The 24,550-nt window shown below is 42.0% G+C and carries 23 protein-coding genes, 10 tRNA genes and 1 pseudogene; 14 read left to right on the forward strand and 20 right to left on the reverse strand.

Annotation, left to right across the window (positions count from 1 at the left end; genetic code table 11):
- Positions 1-21 precede the first annotated feature (21 nt).
- From ybeY to miaB, 3 genes are read right to left on the reverse strand one after another with little or no spacing between them, the layout of a single operon-like run.
- Positions 22-477 carry an rRNA maturation RNase YbeY gene (ybeY, locus tag CWC28_RS02860; protein ID WP_138624703.1) on the reverse strand — a complete coding sequence of 152 codons (456 nt, stop codon included), beginning with the start codon at positions 475-477 and terminating at the stop codon, positions 22-24.
- Positions 474-1,526: a PhoH family protein gene (locus CWC28_RS02865; RefSeq protein ID WP_063706108.1), complete on the reverse strand. Its 1,053-nt coding sequence runs from the start codon at positions 1,524-1,526 to the stop codon at positions 474-476. Before CWC28_RS02865 ends, ybeY begins: the two co-directional genes overlap by 4 nt.
- A 49-nt stretch (positions 1,527-1,575) precedes the next feature.
- Positions 1,576-3,021, reverse strand: a complete 1,446-nt coding sequence (miaB, locus tag CWC28_RS02870; protein ID WP_063706105.1) for a tRNA (N6-isopentenyl adenosine(37)-C2)-methylthiotransferase MiaB — start codon at positions 3,019-3,021, stop codon at positions 1,576-1,578.
- Positions 3,022-3,279: 258 nt separating this feature from the next.
- On the opposite strand from miaB, the gene CWC28_RS02875 reads away from it, so the two are divergent.
- Positions 3,280-4,449: an FAD-dependent oxidoreductase gene (locus CWC28_RS02875; protein WP_138624704.1), complete on the forward strand. Its 1,170-nt coding sequence runs from the start codon at positions 3,280-3,282 to the stop codon at positions 4,447-4,449.
- A 285-nt stretch (positions 4,450-4,734) separates the two neighbouring features.
- Here CWC28_RS02875 and CWC28_RS02880 read toward each other — a convergent pair.
- From CWC28_RS02880 to lolB, 16 genes are all read right to left on the reverse strand, one after another.
- Positions 4,735-4,809: transfer RNA gene (locus CWC28_RS02880), tRNA-Gln, on the reverse strand.
- A 38-nt stretch (positions 4,810-4,847) separates the two neighbouring features.
- Positions 4,848-4,932: transfer RNA gene (locus CWC28_RS02885), tRNA-Leu, on the reverse strand.
- 147 nt (positions 4,933-5,079) lie between these two features.
- Positions 5,080-5,154: transfer RNA gene (locus CWC28_RS02890), tRNA-Gln, on the reverse strand.
- A gap of 40 nt (positions 5,155-5,194) precedes the next feature.
- Positions 5,195-5,279: transfer RNA gene (locus CWC28_RS02895), tRNA-Leu, on the reverse strand.
- A gap of 70 nt (positions 5,280-5,349) precedes the next feature.
- Positions 5,350-5,424 (reverse strand) — tRNA-Gln (locus tag CWC28_RS02900).
- 40 nt (positions 5,425-5,464) lie between these two features.
- A tRNA-Leu gene (locus CWC28_RS02905) sits at positions 5,465-5,549 on the reverse strand.
- Positions 5,550-5,636: 87 nt separating this feature from the next.
- Positions 5,637-5,713 (reverse strand) — tRNA-Met (locus tag CWC28_RS02910).
- A gap of 4 nt (positions 5,714-5,717) precedes the next feature.
- Positions 5,718-5,792, reverse strand: a tRNA-Gln gene (locus tag CWC28_RS02915).
- Positions 5,793-5,828: 36 nt separating this feature from the next.
- Positions 5,829-5,913: transfer RNA gene (locus CWC28_RS02920), tRNA-Leu, on the reverse strand.
- Positions 5,914-5,974: 61 nt separating this feature from the next.
- Positions 5,975-6,051: transfer RNA gene (locus CWC28_RS02925), tRNA-Met, on the reverse strand.
- A 633-nt stretch (positions 6,052-6,684) separates the two neighbouring features.
- Entirely contained in the window at positions 6,685-7,776 is a 1,092-nt protein-coding gene (ychF, locus tag CWC28_RS02930) for a redox-regulated ATPase YchF (protein ID WP_063706100.1), read from the reverse strand.
- Positions 7,777-7,810: 34 nt separating this feature from the next.
- The gene (gene pth, locus CWC28_RS02935) at positions 7,811-8,395 is read right to left on the reverse strand and encodes an aminoacyl-tRNA hydrolase (RefSeq protein ID WP_105174586.1); all 585 of its coding nucleotides are present in this window, start codon (positions 8,393-8,395) and stop codon (positions 7,811-7,813) included.
- A gap of 19 nt (positions 8,396-8,414) precedes the next feature.
- A complete protein-coding gene (locus tag CWC28_RS02940; RefSeq protein WP_063706096.1) occupies positions 8,415-9,023 on the reverse strand; it encodes a 50S ribosomal protein L25/general stress protein Ctc in 609 nt (202 codons plus the stop codon).
- 151 nt (positions 9,024-9,174) lie between these two features.
- Entirely contained in the window at positions 9,175-10,122 is a 948-nt protein-coding gene (locus tag CWC28_RS02945; RefSeq protein ID WP_063706094.1) for a ribose-phosphate pyrophosphokinase, read from the reverse strand.
- A gap of 79 nt (positions 10,123-10,201) precedes the next feature.
- Positions 10,202-11,068 (reverse strand): 4-(cytidine 5'-diphospho)-2-C-methyl-D-erythritol kinase, encoded by an 867-nt coding sequence (ispE, locus tag CWC28_RS02950; RefSeq protein WP_138624705.1) that lies wholly within the window; start codon positions 11,066-11,068, stop codon positions 10,202-10,204.
- Between the two features lie 2 nt (positions 11,069-11,070).
- A complete protein-coding gene (gene lolB, locus CWC28_RS02955; protein ID WP_138624706.1) occupies positions 11,071-11,658 on the reverse strand; it encodes a lipoprotein insertase outer membrane protein LolB in 588 nt (195 codons plus the stop codon).
- A gap of 83 nt (positions 11,659-11,741) precedes the next feature.
- Between lolB and hemA the strand changes: the two genes are divergently transcribed.
- The 12 genes from hemA (at position 11,742) to rlmM (ending at position 23,367) form a co-directional block, all read left to right on the forward strand.
- Complete coding sequence (hemA, locus tag CWC28_RS02960) at positions 11,742-12,998, forward strand: glutamyl-tRNA reductase (protein WP_171038280.1); 1,257 nt, start codon at positions 11,742-11,744, stop codon at positions 12,996-12,998.
- 7 nt (positions 12,999-13,005) lie between these two features.
- A complete protein-coding gene (prfA, locus tag CWC28_RS02965) occupies positions 13,006-14,091 on the forward strand; it encodes a peptide chain release factor 1 (RefSeq protein ID WP_063706085.1) in 1,086 nt (361 codons plus the stop codon).
- Positions 14,092-14,093: 2 nt separating this feature from the next.
- Entirely contained in the window at positions 14,094-14,936 is an 843-nt protein-coding gene (prmC, locus tag CWC28_RS02970) for a peptide chain release factor N(5)-glutamine methyltransferase (RefSeq protein WP_105174583.1), read from the forward strand.
- A 45-nt stretch (positions 14,937-14,981) separates the two neighbouring features.
- Complete coding sequence (locus CWC28_RS02975; RefSeq protein WP_063706081.1) at positions 14,982-16,520, forward strand: response regulator; 1,539 nt, start codon at positions 14,982-14,984, stop codon at positions 16,518-16,520.
- A 21-nt stretch (positions 16,521-16,541) separates the two neighbouring features.
- Positions 16,542-16,916, forward strand: a complete 375-nt coding sequence (locus CWC28_RS02980) for a SirB2 family protein (RefSeq protein ID WP_138624708.1) — start codon at positions 16,542-16,544, stop codon at positions 16,914-16,916.
- A 130-nt stretch (positions 16,917-17,046) separates the two neighbouring features.
- Positions 17,047-17,874: a tetratricopeptide repeat protein gene (locus tag CWC28_RS02985; RefSeq protein WP_063706077.1), complete on the forward strand. Its 828-nt coding sequence runs from the start codon at positions 17,047-17,049 to the stop codon at positions 17,872-17,874.
- 15 nt (positions 17,875-17,889) lie between these two features.
- Positions 17,890-19,143, forward strand: coding sequence for a DUF819 family protein (locus CWC28_RS02990; protein ID WP_063706075.1), 1,254 nt, complete (start codon positions 17,890-17,892; stop codon positions 19,141-19,143).
- A 9-nt stretch (positions 19,144-19,152) separates the two neighbouring features.
- Entirely contained in the window at positions 19,153-20,007 is an 855-nt protein-coding gene (kdsA, locus tag CWC28_RS02995) for a 3-deoxy-8-phosphooctulonate synthase (protein ID WP_054561809.1), read from the forward strand.
- Positions 20,008-20,364: 357 nt separating this feature from the next.
- Complete coding sequence (locus tag CWC28_RS03000; protein WP_063706073.1) at positions 20,365-21,261, forward strand: transcriptional regulator GcvA; 897 nt, start codon at positions 20,365-20,367, stop codon at positions 21,259-21,261.
- A gap of 1 nt (position 21,262) precedes the next feature.
- On the forward strand, positions 21,263-21,907 hold the full coding sequence (locus tag CWC28_RS03005; RefSeq protein WP_138624709.1) for an alpha/beta family hydrolase: 645 nt from the start codon (positions 21,263-21,265) through the stop codon (positions 21,905-21,907).
- Positions 21,904-22,272 carry a DUF423 domain-containing protein gene (locus tag CWC28_RS03010; protein WP_138624710.1) on the forward strand — a complete coding sequence of 123 codons (369 nt, stop codon included), beginning with the start codon at positions 21,904-21,906 and terminating at the stop codon, positions 22,270-22,272. Before CWC28_RS03005 ends, CWC28_RS03010 begins: the two co-directional genes overlap by 4 nt.
- Positions 22,273-22,281: 9 nt before the next feature.
- Complete coding sequence (rlmM, locus tag CWC28_RS03015) at positions 22,282-23,367, forward strand: 23S rRNA (cytidine(2498)-2'-O)-methyltransferase RlmM (RefSeq protein ID WP_138624711.1); 1,086 nt, start codon at positions 22,282-22,284, stop codon at positions 23,365-23,367.
- 71 nt (positions 23,368-23,438) lie between these two features.
- Here rlmM and cysZ read toward each other — a convergent pair whose 3' ends face one another.
- Positions 23,439-24,149 carry a sulfate transporter CysZ gene (cysZ, locus tag CWC28_RS03020; RefSeq protein ID WP_171038281.1) on the reverse strand — a complete coding sequence of 237 codons (711 nt, stop codon included), beginning with the start codon at positions 24,147-24,149 and terminating at the stop codon, positions 23,439-23,441.
- Between the two features lie 287 nt (positions 24,150-24,436).
- On the opposite strand from cysZ, the pseudogene CWC28_RS22490 reads away from it, so the two are divergent.
- Positions 24,437-24,550, forward strand: a pseudogene (locus CWC28_RS22490) (transposase); the annotation flags it as partial.

Genomic DNA, 24,550 nt, shown 5'->3' on the forward strand with positions numbered 1-24,550 from the left:
GCGTCTAATTGCTCCGTTAATTTAAATATCGTCTCGATATGGGTCAGCGATGTTCAGATCGGCAAGTAATTGCTTTTCTATGCTTTCCATTTCGAGTGCATCTTCGTCCTTTATATGGTCAAATCCAAGTAAATGCAAGCATCCATGAATAACCATATGGGCAAAATGGTCGTGAAAGGTCTTTTCTTGCTCAATTGACTCGGCTAAAACAATGGCCGGACAAATGATTAAATCACCCACTAAAGGTAACTCAATACCCGGTGGTGCTTCAAATGGAAAAGATAAGACATTAGTCGGTTTATCTTTGCCACGGTAATCATTATTGAGCTGCTGACTTTGTGCTTCATCGCTGATCACAATAGTCAGTTCTGCGTCTTCACGATAATGACTGAGGGCTTTATCAGCCCAAAGTTGAAATTGTTCAAAGCTTGGTAAGTTGTCAAACTCACAGGTTATTTGTAAATCTAATTCGGTCACGAGTTTGCTTCTTGTTGGTTTGCTTGTGCTTCTTTAGCTCGTTGCTTTTCAGCGCGCTTTAATCGTTCTGCTTCATCATTGCGCTCATAGGCTTCAACGATACGGGCAACAACGGGGTGACGCACGACATCGTGTGATTGGAAGAAATTAAAGCTAATTTCATCCACACCGTTTAATACTTCGATAGCATGACGAAGGCCAGAGCGAGCACCGCGCGGTAAGTCGACTTGCGTGATATCGCCGGTGATCACTGCTTTTGAATTAAAACCGATACGGGTTAAGAACATTTTCATTTGTTCAGCAGTGGTGTTTTGGCTTTCATCAAGAATGATAAACGCATCATTGAGTGTACGACCACGCATGTAGGCAAGGGGCGCAACTTCAATCACGTTTTTCTCAATCAGTTTTTCGACGCGCTCAAAACCAAGCATTTCAAATAATGCATCGTATAAAGGGCGTAAATACGGGTCGATTTTTTGACTTAGATCACCAGGTAAGAAGCCTAGTTTTTCACCTGCTTCTACCGCCGGACGGGTGAGTAGAATACGGCGAATTTCTTGACGCTCTAAGGCATCAACTGCCGCAGCAACCGCTAAATAGGTTTTACCTGTACCAGCAGGGCCAATACCAAATGTTATATCGTGATGAAGTATATTCGCGACATACACGCCTTGGTTGTCGTTACGTGGTTTAATTACACCACGGCGAGTTTTGATGACGATGTCTTTACCGTATACACCTGGGTTTTCATCTTGTTCTAAGGCATTTGACTCGCTAATAGCCAAATGCACGGCTTCAGGTTCAATTTCGCCAATCAGGCCGCGAATCGGTTGAGTGTCAATATAGAGGTTTTTTAGTATCTCAACAGCCGCTGCTGCAAGGTGCAGTTTACCGGTTACTCTGAAGAAATTATCACGGTGAGCAATCTCGACACCGATGCGGCGCTCAATTTGCTTAATGTTTTCGTCAAACGGACCACATAAAGATGAAAGGCGTTTGTTGTCGGCGGGTTCTAAATAAATCTCTAATGTTTTTAACTGATTACTCAAAATTGCTTCCTATTGATGGGTGCAGGCGGTGCCTGCACCAAGTGTCACCCTAAGGTACGAAAGTAGCAACGCCAATTTCGTTAGGGGCCGCAGCGGCCTCTGCTTCAGCTGCTTTACTTAGAATTGCTGAAGGTGCCACATCGCGACGTAAGTTCATTTCTGATTCTGTACGAATTAATTCACCACGTAAAGAGTTTGGCAGTGCTTCAGTGATACGAACATCAACGAATTGACCGATCACTGAATGAGGGCCCTCAAAGTTAACTACACGGTTGTTCTCAGTACGGCCGCGTAATTCCATTGGGTTCTTCTTAGAAGGACCTTCAACTAGGATACGTTGCTCAGTACCAAACATTTGGCGGCTAATTTGCTGCGCCATTTGCGTGATGCGGTTTTGTAATACGTATAAACGCTCTTTTTTCTCTTGCTCTGTTACGTCATCTGGTAAATCAGCAGCAGGCGTACCTGGGCGCGCACTGTAGATGAAGCTAAAGCTCATATCAAAACCGATATCATTGATAAGGTTCATGGTTGCTTCAAAGTCAGCTTTACTTTCGCCAGGGAAACCAATGATAAAATCTGATGACATGCTTAGGTTAGGGCGAATTTTACGTAACTTACGAATTGTCGATTTGTACTCGATTGCAGTATGACCACGTTTCATAAGGTTAAGAATACGGTCTGAACCACTTTGCACTGGTAAGTGTAGGTGATCAACAAGCTCAGGCACATCAGCATAAGCATCGATGATATCTGGTGTAAATTCTACAGGGTGTGAAGTGGTGTAACGAATACGGTCAATACCGTCAATCGCTGCTACATAACGTAATAAGTCAGAGAAGTAACAAATTTCGCCGTCGTGTGTTTCACCACGATACGCATTTACGTTTTGGCCAAGTAGGTTTACTTCACGTACACCTTGCTCTGCAAGTTGTGCGACTTCAAGTAAAACGTCATCAAGTGGACGACTTACTTCTTCACCACGAGTATAAGGAACTACGCAGAATGTACAGTATTTAGAGCAACCTTCCATAATTGATACAAATGCAGAAGGACCTTCAGCTTTTGGCTCAGGAAGGCGGTCGAACTTTTCGATTTCTGGGAATGAAACGTCAACGACCGATGTGCTATCGCCACTTTGTACTTGCTTAATCATTTCAGGTAAGCGGTGTAATGTTTGCGGGCCAAAGATTACATCAACAAACGGCGCACGCTGACGAATAGAGTCGCCTTCTTGCGATGCAACACAACCACCAACACCAATGATTAAGTCAGGTTTGTCATCTTTTAATAGCTTCCAACGGCCAAGCTGATGGAATACTTTTTCTTGTGCCTTTTCACGGATTGAACAAGTATTGAGTAAGATCACGTCAGCGTCTTCAGCTTCTTCAGTTAACTGATAGCCGTTAGTCGCATCTAGTAGATCAGCCATTTTCTGAGAGTCGTACTCGTTCATCTGACAACCCCAGGTTTTAATATGCAGCTTTTTACTCATTGAAATATAGCCTCGTTTTCAATTCGGTAGTGACACAAAAATGTGTTAGAAACAGGATTAAGTGGCAAGTATGCCGACTTAAAGGACGCGTATTTTAGCTGGATACCCGCACAGATCCAAGTATAGTTTTTATCTTTGTGGTGTGAAATCAAACAAGTCACTGTTTTGAAATTCTTAAGCAGTAAATGCACTGACACTGATTATTGAATTACGTTACAATTTGTCGCGTATTTAAATAGCCAAATGAGCGAATATTAAATGAATAAAAATAGGGTAATTGTTGTCGGTGGTGGCATGGTCGGTGCTGCTACAGCGGTAAAACTGGCAAAACAGGGTAGGGATGTCACCGTTATTGAAAAGCACCTTATCGATGCCGATCATATTCTTAGCTCAGATAAGGTCGATATTCGCATTTCGGCTATTAATCGTTTTTCAGAAAATTTACTCGATGACCTTGGTGCCATGCCATTGCTAAGACAAAATCGCATTGCGCCTTATCAACAACTTGAAGCCTACCAACAACAAGGTGAGAATTTATTGTTTGATTGCCATGAAATTGGCGAAACGCACTTAGGTCATTTAATCGAAAATAATTTAATTCAAGCAAGTCTCTGGCAGCAATTTTCAAAATACAACATCGAAGTGATAGAGCAAACGTCAGCCATCACGGATATTACACAAACGGCTGATTCAATCACCTTACATTATGGCGATACTCAATATTCCGCCGATTTAGTTGTTGCAGCAGACGGTGGACAGTCACAATTGCGAAGCAAAGCTGGCTTAGGTGTGACGGGGTGGCAATATGGTCAGCACTGCATGGGCGTATTAATTAAGTTAGATGCCCCGCAGCAAGTAAAAACGTGGCAACAATTTAAGCCAACCGGACCCGTAGCGTTTCTACCGATGCAAGCGCCTTATGCTAATTTAATTTGTTATCACGATGCTGCGGTTTTAAAGCAGTGGCAAACATTGTCGAATGAGCAACTCAAAGCAAACCTCATTGCGCATTTTCCTGAACTACCGGGCGACTTTGAGCTGCTTGAGCATGCTGTTTTTCCACTTGCACGCCAACACGCTAATGATTATTCGCACGGTCGTTTAGTTTTAGTTGGTGATTCGGCGCATACAATTAACCCGCTCGCTGGGCAAGGCGTGAACTTAGGCTTTCAAGACGTCGTTGCACTGGCAGATATTTTGGCAGATCAACCTGATGTTGGTCAGCAAGCGTTATTGAAACGCTACGAGAAAAAACGCCGCCACGCTAATTTACTAATGATGAGTATGATGGATGCATGTTACTTTGGTTTTTCAAACGAGATAAAGCCATTAAGCTGGGTGCGCAGTAAGTTTTTAAAGCTTGCTAATAACACAGGCCCTGCAAAAAATTGGGTTTTAAAGTATGCGATTAGCGGGACATTAAGTTAATCGTAAAAATTAATCGTACTAAAGACAAAGAAGCGGGGTAATGAAAATTAGCCCGTTTTTTTATGCTAATACCAATCCGCAATAATACTTAATCATTTTGAGGGATTAAACCTGTCGCTACCTGCGTTAAAAATTTCTGATTTAGAACAACTAAATAACGAAATTTTTGCCTTGTTATCAACGAGTTTTTATTGCCTCAAAATAGACTACTTAATTAAGCGAATTGGTATAAAATTACCGAATATACTTTGGAGAAACTTGAAACTTGAAAGGGAAGTAAGTAGTTGGCTGGGATACCAGGATTTGAACCTGGGAATGGCAGGATCAAAACCTGCTGCCTTACCGCTTGGCGATATCCCAACGCTAAACTTGAAGAGTTTTAGTTCTACTTAAGAACATGGTGCGGAAGGAGAGACTTGAACTCTCACAACCGAAGTTACTGGAACCTAAATCCAGCGCGTCTACCAATTCCGCCACTCCCGCACATAGTGTGATGCAAGTGTATAGTAATGGAACCTAAATCCAGCGTCTAATCAAGACACCAGCCAATTCCGCCACTCCCGCATCATAGGGTTTGCTAATTTCAACTCTTAGCCTGAGCTTTCTTATTCACTTTCTTGGTAGAGAAAGTGGCTGGGATACCAGGATTTGAACCTGGGAATGGCAGGATCAAAACCTGCTGCCTTACCGCTTGGCGATATCCCAACAAAGAATAATTTGATAGTTTGAGTTCTTATCAAGAACATGGTGCGGAAGGAGAGACTTGAACTCTCACAACCGAAGTTACTGGAACCTAAATCCAGCGCGTCTACCAATTCCGCCACTCCCGCATCGTTCGTACTAATGTACTGGTAGTTATTTTAGACTCTTCATTGAGTATTCTTTGTCACTTTTAGAAAGTGGCTGGGATACCAGGATTTGAACCTGGGAATGGCAGGATCAAAACCTGCTGCCTTACCGCTTGGCGATATCCCAACAAAGAATAAGTTGATAGTTTTGGTTCTTATCAAGAACATGGTGCGGAAGGAGAGACTTGAACTCTCACAACCGAAGTTACTGGAACCTAAATCCAGCGCGTCTACCAATTCCGCCACTCCCGCATCATTCGTACTAAAAGTACTGGTAGTTATTTTAAACTCTTCATTGAGCGCAGCTTTAACTCCTGCAGAGCCATTCTAAAAGAAGAATGGTGGCTAAGACGGGATTTGAACCTGTGACCCCATCATTATGAGTGATGTGCTCTAACCAACTGAGCTACTTAGCCATTGTGGCTGGGATACCAGGATTTGAACCTGGGAATGGCAGGATCAAAACCTGCTGCCTTACCGCTTGGCGATATCCCAACAAAAGCTTGATAGTTTTAGTTCTCATCAAGAACATGGTGCGGAAGGAGAGACTTGAACTCTCACAACCGAAGTTACTGGAACCTAAATCCAGCGCGTCTACCAATTCCGCCACTCCCGCATCGTTTGTACTAAAAGTACTGGTAGTTATTTTAAACTCTTCATTGAGCTACAAAAAAGAATGGTGGCTAAGACGGGATTTGAACCTGTGACCCCATCATTATGAGTGATGTGCTCTAACCAACTGAGCTACTTAGCCATCTTTTTTGTTATCACTTCATCGCTGAGTGCGGGGCGTATTATGCTGATATGACCCAAATCCGTCAACACCTTTTTTGCAAAAAAATGCTTATCAGTGTTTGTTTGCATTAAAATTAAGCTAAGTGGCTAAATTTCATTTAAATTGCTGTTTTTTTGACTGCAATTTTTGAGTTTAATTCCCAAATGCATAATAAGAGTTTTAAAACTCAGATTTTAAGTTGCTTGATTTTCATACAAAAATCAAGTTTCAAAATTAGTAAGTGTGTTTTTTTAACGTGTTTAACTGCAAAAAATGAAAAGCGAATGATTTTATACAGGCAAATTTGCGATTAATCGGCCTAGTTTTTACTTTTTAAATACCCACAATTTGCTAATCACGCAGTCAGCAGTTTGCAAAATGGGTTGTGAGCTTTGAAAACTATCCTCTATTAACTGTCGTGTTCACTCATTATTCTTTAGGGTGTTTAAAAATACGATTTACGGTTTTGCATAATTTCACGCTGCATCATGAAAGAGGGCGTTTAGAGGCAAGGTGGCATCGCCCATCATGTTTTAGGGAGATTTAGGGAATATTTAGGCAATAAAAAAGGCCCGTAAAAACGAGCCTTTTAAAATCGAATAAGCGAATGGCTTATACGTTAAATAAGAAGTTCATCACATCGCCGTCTTTAACGATGTACTCTTTACCTTCTTGACGCATTTTACCCGCTTCTTTTGCACCACTTTCACCTTTAAACGCGACATAGTCGTCAAAAGCAATTGTTTGTGCACGGATAAAGCCGCGCTCAAAGTCAGTGTGGATTTTACCAGCGGCTTGTGGCGCAGTCGCACCTACTGGGATTGTCCATGCACGTACTTCTTTAACGCCAGCAGTGAAGTAAGTTTGTAATTTAAGTAACTCGTAACCACCACGGATCACTAAGTTAAGACCTGGCTCTTCTAAGCCTAAGTCAGCCATAAATTCTAATTTATCTTCTTCTTCAAGCTCAGACAGCTCAGATTCAATCGCAGCACATACTGGAATAACAACGGCATCTTCAGCAGCGGCAATTTCACGTACTTTATCTAGGTAAGGGTTATTCTCAAACCCATCCTCTGCCACGTTAGCAATGTACATTGTTGGTTTAATCGTTAAGAAGTTAAGAGACTTAATTGCCGCTTTTTCTTCTTTTGTAAGTGCTAATGAACGTAACGTTAAACCTTCATCTAGGTGCGCTTTTACTTTTTCTAACACTGCATTTTGTTCTTTAGCGTCTTTATCGCCGCCTTTCGCTTTTTTAGCGTTACGCACGAGTGCTTTATCAGCACTGTCCATATCAGCAAGAACTAATTCGGTGTTAATTACATCGATATCATCAGCAGGGTCAATTGTGCCAGCAACGTGAACAATGTTTTCGTCTTCAAAACAACGAACCACGTGACCAATTGCATCTGTTTCACGAATATTTGCTAGGAACTGGTTACCTAAACCTTCACCTTTAGATGCGCCTTTTACTAGACCGGCAATATCAACGAATTCCATTGTCGTTGGTAAAATACGCTGAGGATTTACAATAGCGGCTAAGTCATTTAGGCGCGCATCAGGAACCGGTACCACACCTGTATTTGGTTCAATGGTACAGAAAGGGAAGTTAGCGGCTTCAATACCCGCTTGAGTTAGTGCATTAAATAGTGTTGATTTACCAACGTTTGGCAAGCCAACGATGCCACATTTAAAACCCATAGTAAGATACCTTGTGTAATTTCATTAAAACGGATTAAGGTTTAAATGAATGTAGTCTGTTTTGTGCTTTTAACACACCATCTTTTGCAAGTATTTCCATACAACGAACTGCTTCGTCAACGGCAGCGTCCATTTTTTCTTGATCGTCTTTCGCAGCTTTACCAAGTACCCAACCGGTTACCATTTCTCGGTGACCTGGATGACCAATGCCAATGCGAAGGCGCATGAAATCTTTTTGGTTTGCCATTTTCGCAATAATATCTTTTAAACCATTGTGACCGCCGTGGCCGCCACCTTTTTTAAGTTTTGCAATCCCAGGTTCAAGATCCATTTCGTCATGAGCAACGAGAATGTTTTCTACAGGGATTTTAAAGAAATTTGCGAGACTACTCACCGCCTTACCACTTAAATTCATATAAGTTGTAGGGATCAGTAATTTAAATTCTTGGCCTTGAATTATCACTTTGCCCGTGAGGCCGTGATATTTAGGATCATGTTTGAGTGTGCAGTTATAGCGTGCAGCCAGTTCTTCGATGAACCAAGCACCTGCATTATGGCGTGTGTTTGCGTATTCGGGGCCTGGATTAGCCAGGCCCACAAGCATTTGAATAGAATTCAAGGTGTTTACACCTTAAAAATTATTCTGCAGCGTCTTCTGAAGATTCTTCAGCAGGAGCAGCTTTGTTAGCTTTAACAGTAACAATAGACTGATCGTGATCAGCGCCTTTAGCTAGCTCAACAGATGAAACACCTGAAGGAAGTTTAAGGTCAGAAAGGTGGATTGAATCACCAGCTACTAAACCTGCAACGTTAACTTCAACGAACTCAGGAAGTGCTTTAGGAAGACACGTGATTTCGATTTCAGTTAATTGGTGAACAACAGTGTTACCTGCTTTAGTTACTTTCTCTTCACCGATGAAGTGTACTGGCACTTTAGTGTGAAGTTTGTGAGAAGCATCTACACGTTGGAAGTCTAAGTGAGTGATCTTAGGCTTGAACGGGTGACGTTGAATATCTTTAAGGATAGCTTCAACTGACTCGCCACCGATGTTTAAAGTAAGGATGTGCGTGTAGAAACCTTCGTCTTCTTGCGCTTTGATCATATCTTTGTGTGCAAGAACGATTGATGCAGCTTCTTTGTCAGCACCGTAAAGGATTGCAGGAACTTTATCTTCACGGCGTAGGCGGCGGCTCGCACCAGTACCTGTTTCTGTACGTAATTCTGCATTGTATGTGTAAGTTGACATAATGTCTCCAATAATTAATAGTCTTAGGGCCTTTGCGACCAAGGTCCCTAGCCAAAAGGCGCGCTATCATACCACCCCTTTCGGGGAAAATAAATAACGACTACAAAAAAAGCACCTAGGTGGTGCTTTTTCAGTATCACAGTGATGTTGATTAGTGTTCAAACATCGCTGAAATAGATTCTTCGTTGCTGATACGACGGATTGTTTCAGCAAGCATATCTGCAAGCGTAAGCACTTTGATTTTATCAATTGCTTTAAGCTCATCAGACAGTGTAATTGAGTCAGTCACGATAACTTCGTCAATCACTGAATTACGGATGTTCTCAGCTGCATTGCCTGAAAGTACTGGGTGAGTAGCGTAAGCAAATACGCGTTTTGCACCATGCTCTTTAAGCGCCGCTGCTGCTTTACATAAAGTACCACCGGTATCGATCATGTCATCAACGATGATACAGTCACGACCTTCAACGTCACCAATAATGTGCATTACTTGTGAAACGTTTGCTTGTGGACGACGCTTGTCGATAATTGCTAGGTCAGTGTCGTTTAATAGCTTAGCGATTGCACGAGCACGAACAACACCACCGATATCAGGAGAAACAACAACTACGTCTTCGAAGTCGCGCTCTTTCATATCTTCTAGTAGTACTGGGCTACCGAATACGTTATCAACTGGTACGTCGAAGAAACCTTGGATTTGTTCTGCGTGTAAATCAACCGTAAGAACGCGGTCAACACCAACACTTGAAAGGAAATCTGCAACTACTTTAGCTGTGATTGGTACACGCGCAGAACGCACGCGGCGGTCTTGACGTGAGTAACCAAAATAAGGGATAACTGCGGTAATACGTCCAGCAGATGCACGACGTAGGGCATCAACCATAACGATAAGCTCCATTAAGTTATCGTTAGTAGGGTTACAGGTTGATTGAATGATGAAAACGTCAGAGCCACGAACATTTTCATTAATTTGAACACTGATCTCACCGTCACTAAAACGGCCAACAACAGCATCGCCTAATTCAATATACAAACGTTTTGCAACTTTTTGAGCTAGCTCAGGTGTTGCGTTACCAGCGAAGAGCTTCATGTCAGGCACGGTAGGGTTCCTCAGGCACTGAATTTTGGGACTAACAGGCTATGGTAGGCACCAAAGCAGGTTAACATTTACTTGTACGTTACTTCATTTCAAAGTGAGCATTTAATGCTGTATGAGCAGGTGAAAGTGTAGCACTACTTGCAACAAAACCTGTCCATTTTTCTGGTAACTGAGCTAAAACTTGTTGTGCTTGTGCCTCGGTTGAAAACTCAGCAAAGCAGCAAGCGCCTGTACCAGTCATCTTTGACGGGGCGTATTTTAGCAACCACTGCAGGGCTTTTTCAACCTCGGGGCAGAGCTTTTTAACCAAAGCCTCACAATCATTGCCTAAATTTTCTGTTTGCCAGTCTGCTTTTAGCTTAGGTGTATCGCGTTTTAGATCAGGGTGGGTGAAAATTTTCGCGGTGCTAACATGTTCCCCAGGATGAATGACACAAAACCAGCTTGGTGGTAACTCAACATTTTCGAGTTGCTCACCAATACCGTGGGCTATGGCAGTGTGGCCATTAATAAATACCGGCACATCAGCGCCTAATTTCACCCCAAGTTCTGCTAATTCTGTCAGCGTTAAATCACAGCCCCATAGCTTATTTAGGGCAAGGAGGGTTGTCGCTGCATCGGATGAGCCACCGCCAACACCACCGCCCATCGGCAAGCGCTTTAATAATTCGATACGCACGCCGTGTTTACAATCACCGTACTGTTGTAATAAACGAGCGGCTTTATATATAAGGTTATCTTCAAGCTCAATGCCGTTTGTATCACCTGTTACTTTAATTTTTGAGTCGTTAGTGACAGTAAATGTAAGCTCGTCACCATACTCTAAAAAAGTGAACAGGGTTTCAAGTTCATGATAGCCATCTTCACGGCGACCATTAATATGAAGAAATAAATTTAGTTTTGCTGGTGCTATTAACGTTAGCGGAGCGGTTGATAAGTGCGTCATGATTAATTTAACTGCCAATCATTAAGTTGAATTTTAATACGGATTTTTTGGTTTTTGAGGCTGAGCTTAACAGGAAGCCAATAGCCATCTTGCTTAATGTAATCTGAGTAGGTGATTTGCCACTTTTGACCATTGTGAGCTTGCCAAATAAGACTTTTTAATCGGCCTTGCTCATCATAGCTGGCTTGGTCGTTTTCGACGGTGCCTTTTAGCCATTTTGCGGCATTATCTAGAGGAATTGGAAAACCGGTTAACCGATATAACAACATTGAGGCATCGCGATCGGTATACACATCGCCGTCATATTCAAGCTCGGCACCGTTGGCATTTTGTTTTAAAGATAAAATACGGGTGCCAATAAAGCTGGTAAGCACCATGTCACTTTGTTGTTCATCATGCTGCCAGTTTAGGTTGGCCGATTGACGTTGTTCGGTACTAATAAACGCCATTTTTCCTTGTACTTGCCACTGTGCGTGTTGTTCTAATCGGCTTTTCCAGTCAGGATAAATGTAATCAACGGTTGAATTTTTTTGCGCACAACCACCAATAAATAAAAAAAACATGAATAAAATCAAATATTGTTTAATCAAATGTCGTTCCTTACTTTCCATATTCCGCTGATTTTTGGTAAAATTAATGCCTTTACAGCTGGGCTTAGCAATATTTGGTACATATGACCATCGTAGCACTTGGTATAAATCACAAAACCGCATCCGTAGAATTACGCGAAAAAGTCGCGTTTTCGCCTGAGCAAATGTCTGAGGCGTTACAGCAATTAAGCGGTCACGCGCATTTTAATGAAGCGGTTATTGTTTCGACCTGCAACCGAACTGAAATCTATTGTAGCCTTGCCGAGCGTAATTCCCAAACCCTGTTGCACTGGTTAGCCAGTTTCCATGGTTTGGATGAACAAGAACTGAGCAGTAACATCTATTACCATGAAGGTAATGAAGCCATTAACCATTTAATGCGGGTGTCATGTGGGCTTGATTCGTTAGTACTCGGTGAGCCGCAAATTTTGGGGCAAATAAAACAAGCCTACCATAATGCCAAAACTCACGATGCCATTGGTGTAACCTTTGATCGCTTGTTCCAAAAAACTTTTTCAGTGGCAAAACAAGTGCGTACCGAAACCGACATTGGAGCCAGCGCTGTATCGGTTGCTTATGCTGCGGTTAATCTTGCTAAGCACATTTATGGCAAGTTGGATAAAACCAATGTTCTGCTGATTGGTGCGGGTGAGACCATAGAGTTGGTTGCTAAGCATTTATACCAAAACGATCCACAAAAAATAACGGTGGCAAACCGCACCATTGAACGCGCTAAAACCCTAGCAAGCGACGTTAATGCGGATGTTATTGCACTTGCCCAGCTACCTGAGCGTTTACACGACGCTGATATTGTTATTAGTTCAACCGCTAGTACTTTGCCAATCATTGGTAAAGGGGTGGTAGAACAAGCGCTGAAAAAGCGCCGCCACAAACCAATGTTATTTATTGATATTGCGGTACCGCGTGATATCGAAAGCCAAGTAGGCGAACTAGATGCCGCCTATTTGTATTCAGTTGATGACTTACAAGCCATAGTAAGCGAGAATATCGCCGCCCGTGAGCAGGCTGCTGAGCAAGCGCAAGCTATTATTCGCTCACGTACCGATGAATTTGCTATGTGGTTGCGTTCACTCGATTCGGTGGATTTAATTCGCCATTATCGCAACGATGTACAAGATATTAAGTCAGAACTTGTCGAAAAAGCCCTTGGCCAGCTACAAGCAGGTAAAGAGGCAGAGAAAGTTATACTCGAGTTGGCAAATAAACTGACCAACCGCTTGATGCACGCACCTACCCGTGCCATTCAAGATGCTGCTAAAAAAGGTGAAGCAGCCGAGTTAAGCCAATTAAAGAAAATGTTAGGTATTGATCAGGAATAGTCGTTAAATGAAAGAGTCTGTTTATAGAAAGTTAGAAACCTTAGTAGAGCGTTATGAGGAAGTGCAAGCGCTGCTAAGCGACCCCTCTGTGATCAGCGACCAAAATCGCTTTCGTGCCTTATCTAAAGAATACTCAGAATTAGAAGAAATCGTAAAAGCATTTTTAGCTTACCAACAAGCACAAGATGATGTTGCTACAGCTGAAGAAATGCTAAAAGACTCTGATCCTGACATGCGTGAAATGGCGCAAGAAGAATATAAAGAAGCAAAAGCACAAATTACCGCTTTAGAAGACGAAATCCAAATTCTAATGCTGCCAAAAGATCCTAAAGACAATAATAACGTCTATTTAGAGGTTCGTGCGGGTACCGGTGGTGATGAAGCTGCTATCTTCGCAGGTGATTTATTCCGTATGTACAGCCGCTACGCTGAGACTAAAAAGTGGAAAGTAGAGGTAGTGAGTACTAACGAAGGTGAACACGGCGGTTACAAAGAAGTGATTGCACATATCTCAGGTGAAGGTGTGTATGGTCGTTTGAAGTTTGAATCGGGCGCGCACCGTGTACAACGTGTACCAGAGACTGAGTCGCAAGGCCGTGTACATACTTCAGCCTGTACAGTTGCAGTTATGGCTGAAATTCCTGAAGCAGAAGCAATTGAGATTAACCCAGCGGATATTAAAGTTGATACGTTCCGTGCATCGGGTGCCGGTGGTCAGCACGTAAATAAAACGGACTCGGCAATTCGTATTACACACATTCCAACAGGTGTGGTTGTTGAGTGTCAGGACGAGCGTTCACAGCATAAAAACCGTGCTAAAGCGATGTCTGTACTTGGTGCACGTTTACAACAAGCTGAAGATGAAAAGCGCCAAGCGGCTGAAGCATCAGAGCGTCGTAACCTCGTAGGGAGTGGTGACCGTTCTGAGCGTATTCGTACATACAATTACCCACAAGGTCGTATCACCGATCACCGTATTAATTTAACCATTTATCGCTTAAATGAAGTGGTAGCGGGTGATTTAGGCTGTGTAATTGAACCACTGATGCAAGAACACCAAGCTGACTTACTTGCTGCGATGGGCGATGAATAATCGTGCCACAAAGCATCGAACAAGCCATTGTTGCTGCGACGGCGTTATTAACGCCAAGCAGCGACAGTGCAAAACTAGACGCACAAGTCCTGTTATTATCCATTCTAGATAAACCTCGCAGTTACTTATTTACCTGGCCAGAAAAACAACTCACCGAACAGCAACAGCTTGATTTTGAGCAAGCATGCCAGCGCCGTTTAAATGGTGAACCTGTCGCGCATATTGTGGGTTTCCGTGAATTTTGGAGCCTTCCTTTAAAGGTCAACCCAACGACTTTAATTCCAAGACCCGACACCGAAACGTTAGTTGAATATGCTTTAGGTCTTGAATTACCTGCTGATGCAAACGTGCTTGATTTGGGCACCGGGACAGGGGCAATTGCCTTGGCATTGGCCAGTGAAATGCCAAGTTGGCAGGTGACAGGGGTTGATAGGGTGGCTGATGCTGTCGAATTAGCTAAAGAAAATAAACAGCGACTTGCAATCAACAATGCTAATTTTGCCTTGAGTAATTGGTTTAGTGCCGTAAATACGCAAAAGTTTAACTTAATTGTCAGCAATCCACCGTATATAGAACAGGATGATGAGCACTTAAACCAAGGTGATGTGCGCTTTGAACCGCTCTCTGCATTAGTTGCAGATGATGACGGTATGGCTGATATTAAACAAATTATTACTATCGCGCGTGACTATTTAGCAACAAATGGCTATCTTTTAATTGAACATGGCTACAAACAAAGTGTGATGGTTCAAGATTTTTTTGCACAAATGTCGTATAGCCATATACTTACAATTAAAGATCTTGGCGGTAATGACCGTGTAACGTTAGCACAATGGCTTAAATAATAATGAAGTGCACTGTGCGTACATAGCCTTTGAGGATCCCATACAATGGATGATTTTTTGTTTTCGGATGAAGCACTTGATGAAGTAAATGAGGTGGTTCAGGGTAGTTGGAAAGTCATCGTCGTCGATGACGAGCCAGAAGTACATGCCGTAACAAAGCTTGCGTTGAGTGACTTTGAATTTCAAGATAAACGATTAGAGTTTATTAGTGCCTATTCAGGTGAAGAGGCCAAGCAAGTAATTCAACAGCATCCTGATGCTGCAATCGTATTACTCGATGTGGTAATGGAAACCGACGATGCAGGCCTCAAAGTCGCTAAGTTCATTCGCGAAACAGCAAAAAATAATCACATTCGTATCATTCTTCGAACTGGTCAGCCAGGTCAAGCACCCGAGCGACAAGTTATCGTTAATTACGATATTAATGACTACAAATCAAAAACTGAATTAACGGCACAAAAACTGTTTACTGTGGTGATGTCGAGCTTACGTTCTTATCGCGATATTTTATCGATTGAACAATCTCGCCAAGGCCTTGAAAAAATTATTAAAGCATCGCGCGATATTTTCTCGACCCATTCACTTGAAAGCTTTATTGAAGGGGTGATGCAACAACTTACCTCATTACTGGGTACTGTCGATCAGGCCATGTATGCAACAAGCTTAGTTGCGAGTAACCCGTTGGATAACCAAAAAAAGCTTGTCGTGTTTTCGGGTAGTGGTGAGTTTGAGCGCAGTGAAGGTAAAGCAATTGAAGACGTACTTAGCGACGAGCAGCTGCAAGCTTGCCAACAAGCATTGAGTGAAAAAACCATTGTTTACCGTGAAAACTATTTATTTGCCTATTGTTGCAGTGAATGTAACCACAACTCGATGTTATTTATTTCAGGTATTCCGAAGCATTTGACCGATACTCAGCGCCATTTAATTGAAATTTTCTCGCAAAATGTACAGTTGGCCTATGAAAATGTGCAGCTACAATCTGAAATAGAAGCAACACAACAAGAGTTGGTGTTTAGACTGAGCGAAGCGCTAGAGCAACGCTCAACAGAAACAGGTAACCATGTAAAACGCGTTTCGCATATTTGTTACGAGCTGGCGATGGGTTATGGCCTAACTAAACGCGAAGCCGAACTTATTCGCTTGGCAGCGCCACTGCATGATGTTGGCAAGGTCGGTATTCCGGATGCCATTTTAAATAAGCCTGGGCCACTGACTGATGAAGAATGGGCTATCATGCAACAGCATGCTGAAAAAGGTCATTTAATTTTAAAAGACTCAAATCGTGACATCGTTAATACTGGGGCTATTATTGCATTATCGCACCATGAGCGTTGGGACGGTTCAGGCTATCCGAAAGGTCTAAAAGGCGAGGATATTCCTATTGCGGGTCGTATTGTGGCTTTAGCCGATGTGTTTGACGCACTACGTCATAAGCGCTGCTACAAAGAACCATGGTCTCTTGATGATGTAGTAAAAGAAATTAACTCACAACAGGGCAAACAATTTGATCCTAAGCTGATTGACGTGTTTAATCAGCGCGTGAAAGAAATAGAAGACGTACTTGTACGTTATCCAGATTAATTAAAATAAAATTAGGGGCATATGGATTATTTAGCAGTAAAACATACTCACATGTTATTTGCCGTGTTGAGTATTATCTTATTTTACGTTCGTTCATTTTCACGTTTAAAGACGGGCGCTCTGGCAAAAAATAAAGTGGTGTTTATTGGTAGTCACAGTATCGACACTTTATTGCTAGTATCGGCAGTTGCATTGATTGTGATGGCAGGGTTTAACCCACTTGAGCAATCTTGGTTATTAGAAAAGATAATCTTAGTTATTGCTTATATTGTGCTAGGCATTGTTGCAGCTAGGCAGAACGCACAAAGCGCGAAAGTAGTACTACTTGCTATAACCACCCTTATTTTATTAGCAATTGGTTATTTAGCGTCTGCTAAAACTGCACTTCTTTTATAGAATCCCTCAGCGGTATTTGATGGCCTGTGCTGTCGTACCGCTTTTTTATATCTCATCGCTCAGTATTGGTAACTTAGGGCAAAAGTAGGTAAACTAGCTGTTCGTTTTTGAAAGAGATGTAGCAGTATAAATGACCACCCCTTGGTTTGAAGATCAAAATGAACCCTATCAAGATGAGGCCTTTGACACATTTTCTTCTAAAGTGCTTTATCGTTGTATCGACGCAGAATTAAAGTGGGATCAACAAGCTGATTTAACAGCCTGTTATGACACGCTTTATGAGCTTGAGAACAGGGTAACAGCCCTTTGTGCTGAATTTAAAGAACCCCATGAGCGTCTCGATAATTTACTTGATACCTTTTATCAGCAATGGCTGTTTAGCTCATCTAGCTTAAAAGTGCCTGAGTACACATTAAATAGCTTTAGCTACACCATTACTATGCGCAGCGGTACGCAAACCACGCTGGCGATTTTACTTTGTCATTTATTACAGCATGCTGAATTGGATGCCACTGTCACGCTTAGCCAAGGCGAAGTGCATGTGCATGTTGGTATGAGTGATGAAGAAGGCTACTTAATTGAGCCAAGCACAGGTCAGCAGAGTTGGTATATAACGCCAGAGAATGCCTGTGAAGAAAATGGTGATGAGCAAGAGCCGTTAGAACTTATTTTTGATGAAGAGCTGTATAAACTGTATTTAGCTCAGCAAAAATGGTCTTTTATTAGCGAAAGTAAATTTGGCCATGCGTTGCATTGCGTTGAAATGCTGATGGAATTGTTAGGTGACGATCCGTACGAACGTCGTGACCGAGGCTATTTACTTAATCAGTTAGATTGCCCAAAAATGGCGCGTGATGATCTGCAGTACTTTGTTAATGAGTGCCCAGATGATCCCGCAATTGAGATTATTCAGCATCAAATTGCTGAAATTGAAGACAACAATAATACACACCACTAATTTAAAGGAACATTTATGACTGACGCCCACAGTGCGCTAATTACCAATGACGCAGTCGTACTTGGTTTGCTTGCCGTTATTTTGGGGTTTATTTTTAAAACCTCTCACAGTAATAATGCTGCGTTCCAAAAATTTTATAAATATGTACCAGCGTTATTGCTTTGCTATTTTTTACCTTCGTTACTCAATACCTTTGGTATTGTTGATGGTCACTCTTCAAATGTTTATTTTGTGGCGTCGCGCTATTTACTGCCAGCTTGCTTAATATTGCTTACCATCAGTATTGATTTAAAAGCGATTCTTAACCTGGGTCCAAAAGCATTAATCATGTTTTTAACGGGTACCATGGGTATCGTTATTGGTGGACCTCTTGCTATTTTAGTGATGAGTGCCGTTTACCCAGAAGCGGTGGGTGGTCATGGCCCTGATGCAGTTTGGCGCGGTATGACGACTATTGCTGGTAGTTGGATTGGTGGCGGTGCAAACCAAGCATCAATGAAAGAAATGTTTGAAGTAGGCGGTGATATTTTCTCTGCAATGGTCACCGTTGATGTAATTGTGGCGAATTTATGGATGGCCGTATTGTTATTAATGGCTGCAAACCATAAAGCGATTGATGCAAAAACGGGCGCAGATACGCGTGCCATTGAAGAGCTTAAAGAACGCGTAGAAAAATATCATGCTGAGCATGCGCGTATGCCAACCTTGAATGATTACATGACGATTATCGCAATTGCCTTTGGTATTACGGGTCTTGCGCACTTTTGTGCTGACTTTTTAGGTCCGTTTTTTGGGGCTAACTTCCCTTGGGCACAAGAATATAGTTTAAACAGTAAATTCTTTTGGTTAATCGTTATCTCAACCACAATTGGTATTAGTTTATCGTTTACTAAAGTTCGCCATATTGAAGCTTTTGGCGCGTCAAAAGTAGCATCAAGCTTTTTATATATTCTTGTTGCTTCAATTGGCTTACACATGAATATCACTGCGATTTTTGACTCACCAATGTACTTTGTACTGGGTGTGATTTGGATGATTACCCATGCAAGCTTAATGCTTATTGTGGCGAAATTAATTAAAGCACCGCTGTTTTATATGGCAGTAGGCTCTCAAGCAAATGTAGGCGGCGCAGCATCAGCACCTGTTGTTGCATCAGCTTTCCATCCGTCTCTTGCGCCAGTAGGTGTATTACTGGCTGTTTTGGGCTATGGTGTTGGTACCTACATGGCTTATATTTGTGGATTAATGCTACAAGCTGTTGCACCTTAAGGAATAGAAATGAACAACCAGTTAATTAAAATTAACGAGATTGAATTAGCCAACGATAAACCATTTGTCTTGTTTGGCGGTATGAACGTACTTGAATCACGTGATTTAGCGATGCGTATTGCTGAGCATTACGTAGAAGTTACATCAAAGCTAAACATTCCATACGTGTTTAAAGCGTCTTTTGATAAAGCGAATCGCTCTTCAATTAATTCATACCGTGGTCCGGGTATGGAAGAAGGTTTAAAAATCTTTGAAGAAATTAAATCTACTTTCAATGTGCCACTGATCACCGACGTACATGAGCCGCATCAAGCTGCTCCTGTAGCTGAAGTGGTTGATGTGATTCAGTTACCAGCATTCCTTGCTCGTCAAACTGACCTAGTTGTTGCTATGGCAAAAACGGGTGCCATTATCAATGTGAAAAAACCACAGTTTTTAGCACCACACGAAATGCGTCATATCATTAAGAAGTTTAATGAAGCGGGTAACAACAATGTTGCATTGTGTGAGCGTGGTACGAGCTTTGGTTATAACAACCTTGTGGTTGATATGCTTGGTATGGATGACATGAAGCCTATGGCGCCGGTTATCTTTGATGCAACGCATGCATTACAACGCCCAGGAGGCCGTGCTGACTCTGCAGATGGTCGCCGTGCACAAGCTGCAGAACTTGCTCGCAGTGGCATGGCATTAGGTATTGCAGGTTTATTTATTGAAGCGCACCCTAATCCGAATGAAGCAAAATGTGACGGTCCATGTGCATTAGCACTAAGCAAGCTAGAAGGTTATTTATCGCAAATGAAAGCGGTTGATGACTTAGTTAAGAGCTTTGCACCACTCGATACTAGCGCAAGCGATTTATGATAATATACCCAATCCTCCTCAAGATGCAGAATTCAGCGTTTCACAGGTGCTTAATATCAAGGCGTTACTTTGCAAGAATGGCAGTCCCTTTTAAAAAGTAACAACGATGAGAGTAAGTGCCTGTGAAGCGCCCGAAGGGTTGGTTTAAAAGCGATTTATACTGCGTTATTGATTTTAATAATAGAACCACTATTACTTGCAATCAATGCCTTGCCTAAATCGCTTTTAATTCCAACTGAAACTCGCAGCTTGAGGTGGTTTGGGTATATAAGTATGAAAAAGGCGACCATGGTCGCTTTTTTTATTTGTATCGCTATAATCGACGCATAAGAAAAACTAATTCTAAGCTTGGTGTTTATGTCTCGTCGTTTACCTCCTTTAAATGCATTAAAAGCATTCGAAGCCGCTGCCCGCCATTTGAGCTTTACCAAAGCGGCAGAAGAGCTATATGTAACGCAGGCCGCGGTGAGCCACCAAATTAAAACCCTTGAAGAGCATTTAGGTTTAAAGCTGTTTTTACGTAAGAATCGTTCTTTGCTTTTAACCGAAGAAGGGCAAGGCTACTTTTTAGATATAAAAGAAATTTTTACCCAGCTGATTGATGCCACAGAAAAACTACTAGCCCGAGGTGCAAAAGGGTCACTCACGGTAAGTTTAACACCAAGTTTTGCAATTCAATGGTTAGTACCCAGGCTTAGTTTATTTAATGAATTACACCCAGAAATCGACGTGCGAATTAAAGCACAAGATCAGGATGAAAACTCACTTTCTGACGATGTCGATATTGCTATCTATTATGGCCGTGGCCACTGGAGTGGCGTGCAGACTTATAAGCTGCACACTGAATACTTAGTGCCATTATGTAGCCCATTGTTGTTAACAGGCCCTAAGCCGCTTAATCAACCCAGCGACTTGGCAAATCATACCTTGTTGCATGATACCACCCGTAAAAATTGGAAAACGTGGATGAAAACAGCAGGTGTGCGCAATGTACAAGTTAACCAAGGGCCAATCTTTAGTCACTCATCGATGGTATTACAAGCTGCGGTGCATGGGCAGGGTGTTGCGATTGGTAATAGCGTTTTAGCAAAACCTGATATTGATGCGGGTCGACTCGTCATTCCATTTAATCACTCGTTAGAAAGTAAAAATGCGTACTATTTAGTGATCCGCGAATCGCAAACAGAGCTTGGCAAAATAGTGTCTTTCAAAGACTGGATGTTGAGTTTAGTAGAGCAAGAACAAGAGTATTAACATGTTACAGAGGTTTAAAAGTGCAACGGGCAAGGCGCGTGCACAGTTTATATTTGCCCATGGTGCAGGGGCAGGCAGTGATTCTGAGTTTATGCAAACAATGGCTAACTTGATTAGTCAGCATGATATTGATGTAGCGCTGTTTGATTTTCAGTATATGCAAATTGCAAAAGAAACAGGCAAGCGTAGACCACCCGAGCGCGCTCCTAAACTACTTGCCTACTTTGCAGAGGTTTTAGCTGAATGCCAGCCAGAGCTACCGCTATTTATAGGTGGTAAATCTATGGGCGGACGTATGGCTTCAATGCTTTGTACTGAGCAGGGTTTGGCTAATATTGCTGGTGTTGTGGCTTTTGGCTATCCGTTTCATCCACCGGGTAAACCTGAAAAACTGCGTATAGAGCATTTTGTTGATATGCCATGTCCATTTTTAGTTCTGCAAGGTGAACGCGATACATTTGGCTCTCAGCAAGAACTGGCTGACCTTGAAATGGTTAACCCGCCAGAGATTAGATTTCTCAAAGATGGTGACCACTCATTAAAACCACGTAAAAAAAGTGGCATTACTGAACAAGAAAACTTACAGCAAGCTGCGGATTATGCAGCGCAGTTTATTATGAATTTAGTAGCTGGAGATGCACAATGATCAAACTATATTTAATGATTGGCAGCTTATTTTGCATGCTTTCGGTGATGCTTGGCGCTTTTGCTGCCCATGGATTAAAAAGCCGTGTTTCTGAGTATGCGATTGGAATTTTTAAAACCGCCGCTGAGTACCAAATGGTGCATGGCCTTGCATTGATAGCAATTGCTATCTTAATTAAGTGGGGCATGAACTTAAATTGGGCTGGTGGTTTTTTTATCGCGGGTACAGTGTTATTTAGCGGTAGTTTGTATTTACTCGCATTAACGGGCATGAAATGGCTTGGGCCTATCGCCCCAATTGGCGGCGTTTGTTTTATTATTGGTTGGGCTATTTTATTAGTTCAAGCCGCACGATATAAGTTTTAAGGGTTATCTATGTCGAGTGTAGTTATTTATTGTCGCAGTGGTTTTGAAAATGATGCAGCTGCTGAAATTACTTTTCAGGCTGCTGAACAAGGATTTGCAGGTTACGTAAAAACAAAACCAAATACGGGTATTGTTGTTTACGAATGCTTTGATGCGAGTCACGGCGATGAAATCATGAAAAAAGTAGATTTCAAAAATATGGTATTTGCGCGCCAATGGTTTACTGGCACCTTAGTCGATAACATGCCACTTGAAGACCGCGTTAGCGCCATTGTTGATGCTGCCACCGACTTTCCTGAGTGTGGCGACTTACGTGTAGAAACACCCGATACCAACGAAGGTAAAGAGCTGAGTAAGTTCTGCAAGAAGATTTCGACGCCACTGAAAAAGTCACTTGAAAAACGCTCGAAAGTGACACGCGAAATTGCTGAGAAAAAGCCTGTTATGCATGTGTTATTTTTAGCAAACGACAGTGCTTATGTTGGCTACTCGTATACATTTAATAACTCGCCATTTTTTATGGGTATTCCGCGTTTACGTATGCCGAGTGATGCGCCGAGCCGCTCGACGCTAAAACTTGATGAAGCTTTTAACGTATTTATTCCACCCCATGAAGTTGAAGACCGTGTGCAACCAGGAATGCGAGGGGTTGATCTAGGTGCTTGCCCAGGTGGCTGGACTTATCAACTGGTGCGCCGTGGCATGTTTGTAAGTGCAATTGACAATGGCCCAATGAATGATGATTTGATGGAAACAGGGCAGGTTAAGCACTTTAGGGTAGATGGTTTTAAATATCGCCCAGAAAAGCGCAATATTCATTGGTTAGTCTGTGACATGGTGGAAAAGCCGACAAAAGTAACTAATCTTATGATTGATTGGGCGGTGAATGCCTACGCAAAAGAGCTTATTTTTAATCTTAAATTACCGATGAAAAAGCGCTTTGATAGTGTTTATGAGTGTTTAAAAATGATTAAAGAAGAGCTTGAAAAGTATGGTGTAAATTACGAATTACAAGCTAAACATTTGTATCATGACCGTGAAGAAGTCACCGTACATTTAAATGTAACTAAGGTGCCGCAAAGTCTCTATAGTTAACATTAATTTGAAAATAAAAAGGCCAATAGCTCACACTATTGGCCTTTTTATTAGGTATCTAAACAACGAATTTACGAGCGGTATTTACTACGGTAATTATCGACCCATAATCGTGTGCCACCGCAAACAGCAACGGGCATAACAATTAGGTTTACGAATGGGATAGCAGTTAAAATCATGACAGCTAAACCAAAACCATAAGAAAGTGTTTGCTTTTGCTTTAAGTCGTCTTTCATTTCATTAAAGCTAATTTTATGGTTATCGAACGCATAGTCTTCGTATTGAACCGCATACATCCAACAGGTGAATAGCACCCATAAAACTTGCCCGATCACAGGTAAAATCCAAAGTAAAATAAAAAAGCCTATGGCACGTGGCAGGTAATAGCACAGTTTTGTCCACTCACGGCCGAGCATGCGTGGTACATCCTTCATTGTATCGAAAAGGCTGTCGTCATTAATTTTTTGCCCAGTTAAGTAAAGCTCGACTTTTTCACTGAGCAGGCCGTTGAATGGGGCCGCAATAAAATTCGTTATAACCGTAAAGAGCATGCTGTAACTGAATAAAATTACCAACACGGCAATCGGCCACATTAACCATTCGAGCCAGCTAAGCCAGTCTGGCAATAACGAGTTCATGTATGCGAAGCCATCGGTGAGCCAGCCATACAAAAAGAACAGCGAACTACCAAAAAGCAGGACATTGATTGTTAAAGGAATAAGTACAAAACGTTTCAACCCCTTTTGGCTAATTAATTTAAAGCCAGAAAAGAAGTATTCCATACCTTGAGTGAACTGCACGAGAAAACCTCATCTTTTTTCTTGTTGTTCGCAGTATAGGGTTTTGACGATATTTGAACAGCTTTTTTCCGTAACAAAGTGTTTAACTCTTTACGTGGACAGTCACTTTAAGCCCAGTACTCAGTTGAAATCTAGAGGAACAAATTTAAATGGACAGTCAAATTTAAATGGACAGTCACTACATTTAAGTGCCCTTGCAGCACAAAATTTTTTGTCTACACTTTAGTTACAGCTAATGCATTTCAAATTATCAGTTCAAGGAGTGGACGATGGCTTTAGCAAGGAAGCGGCAAATCTGTTTGTCGAACACCAAGTATTACCATTGTGTTTCCCGTTGCGTTAGACGCGCTTATCTTTGTGGAGAAGACGCACTCACAGGTAAA

This window comes from Pseudoalteromonas sp. S4492 (genome assembly GCF_005886115.1).
GTDB lineage: Bacteria > Pseudomonadota > Gammaproteobacteria > Enterobacterales > Alteromonadaceae > Pseudoalteromonas > Pseudoalteromonas gelatinilytica.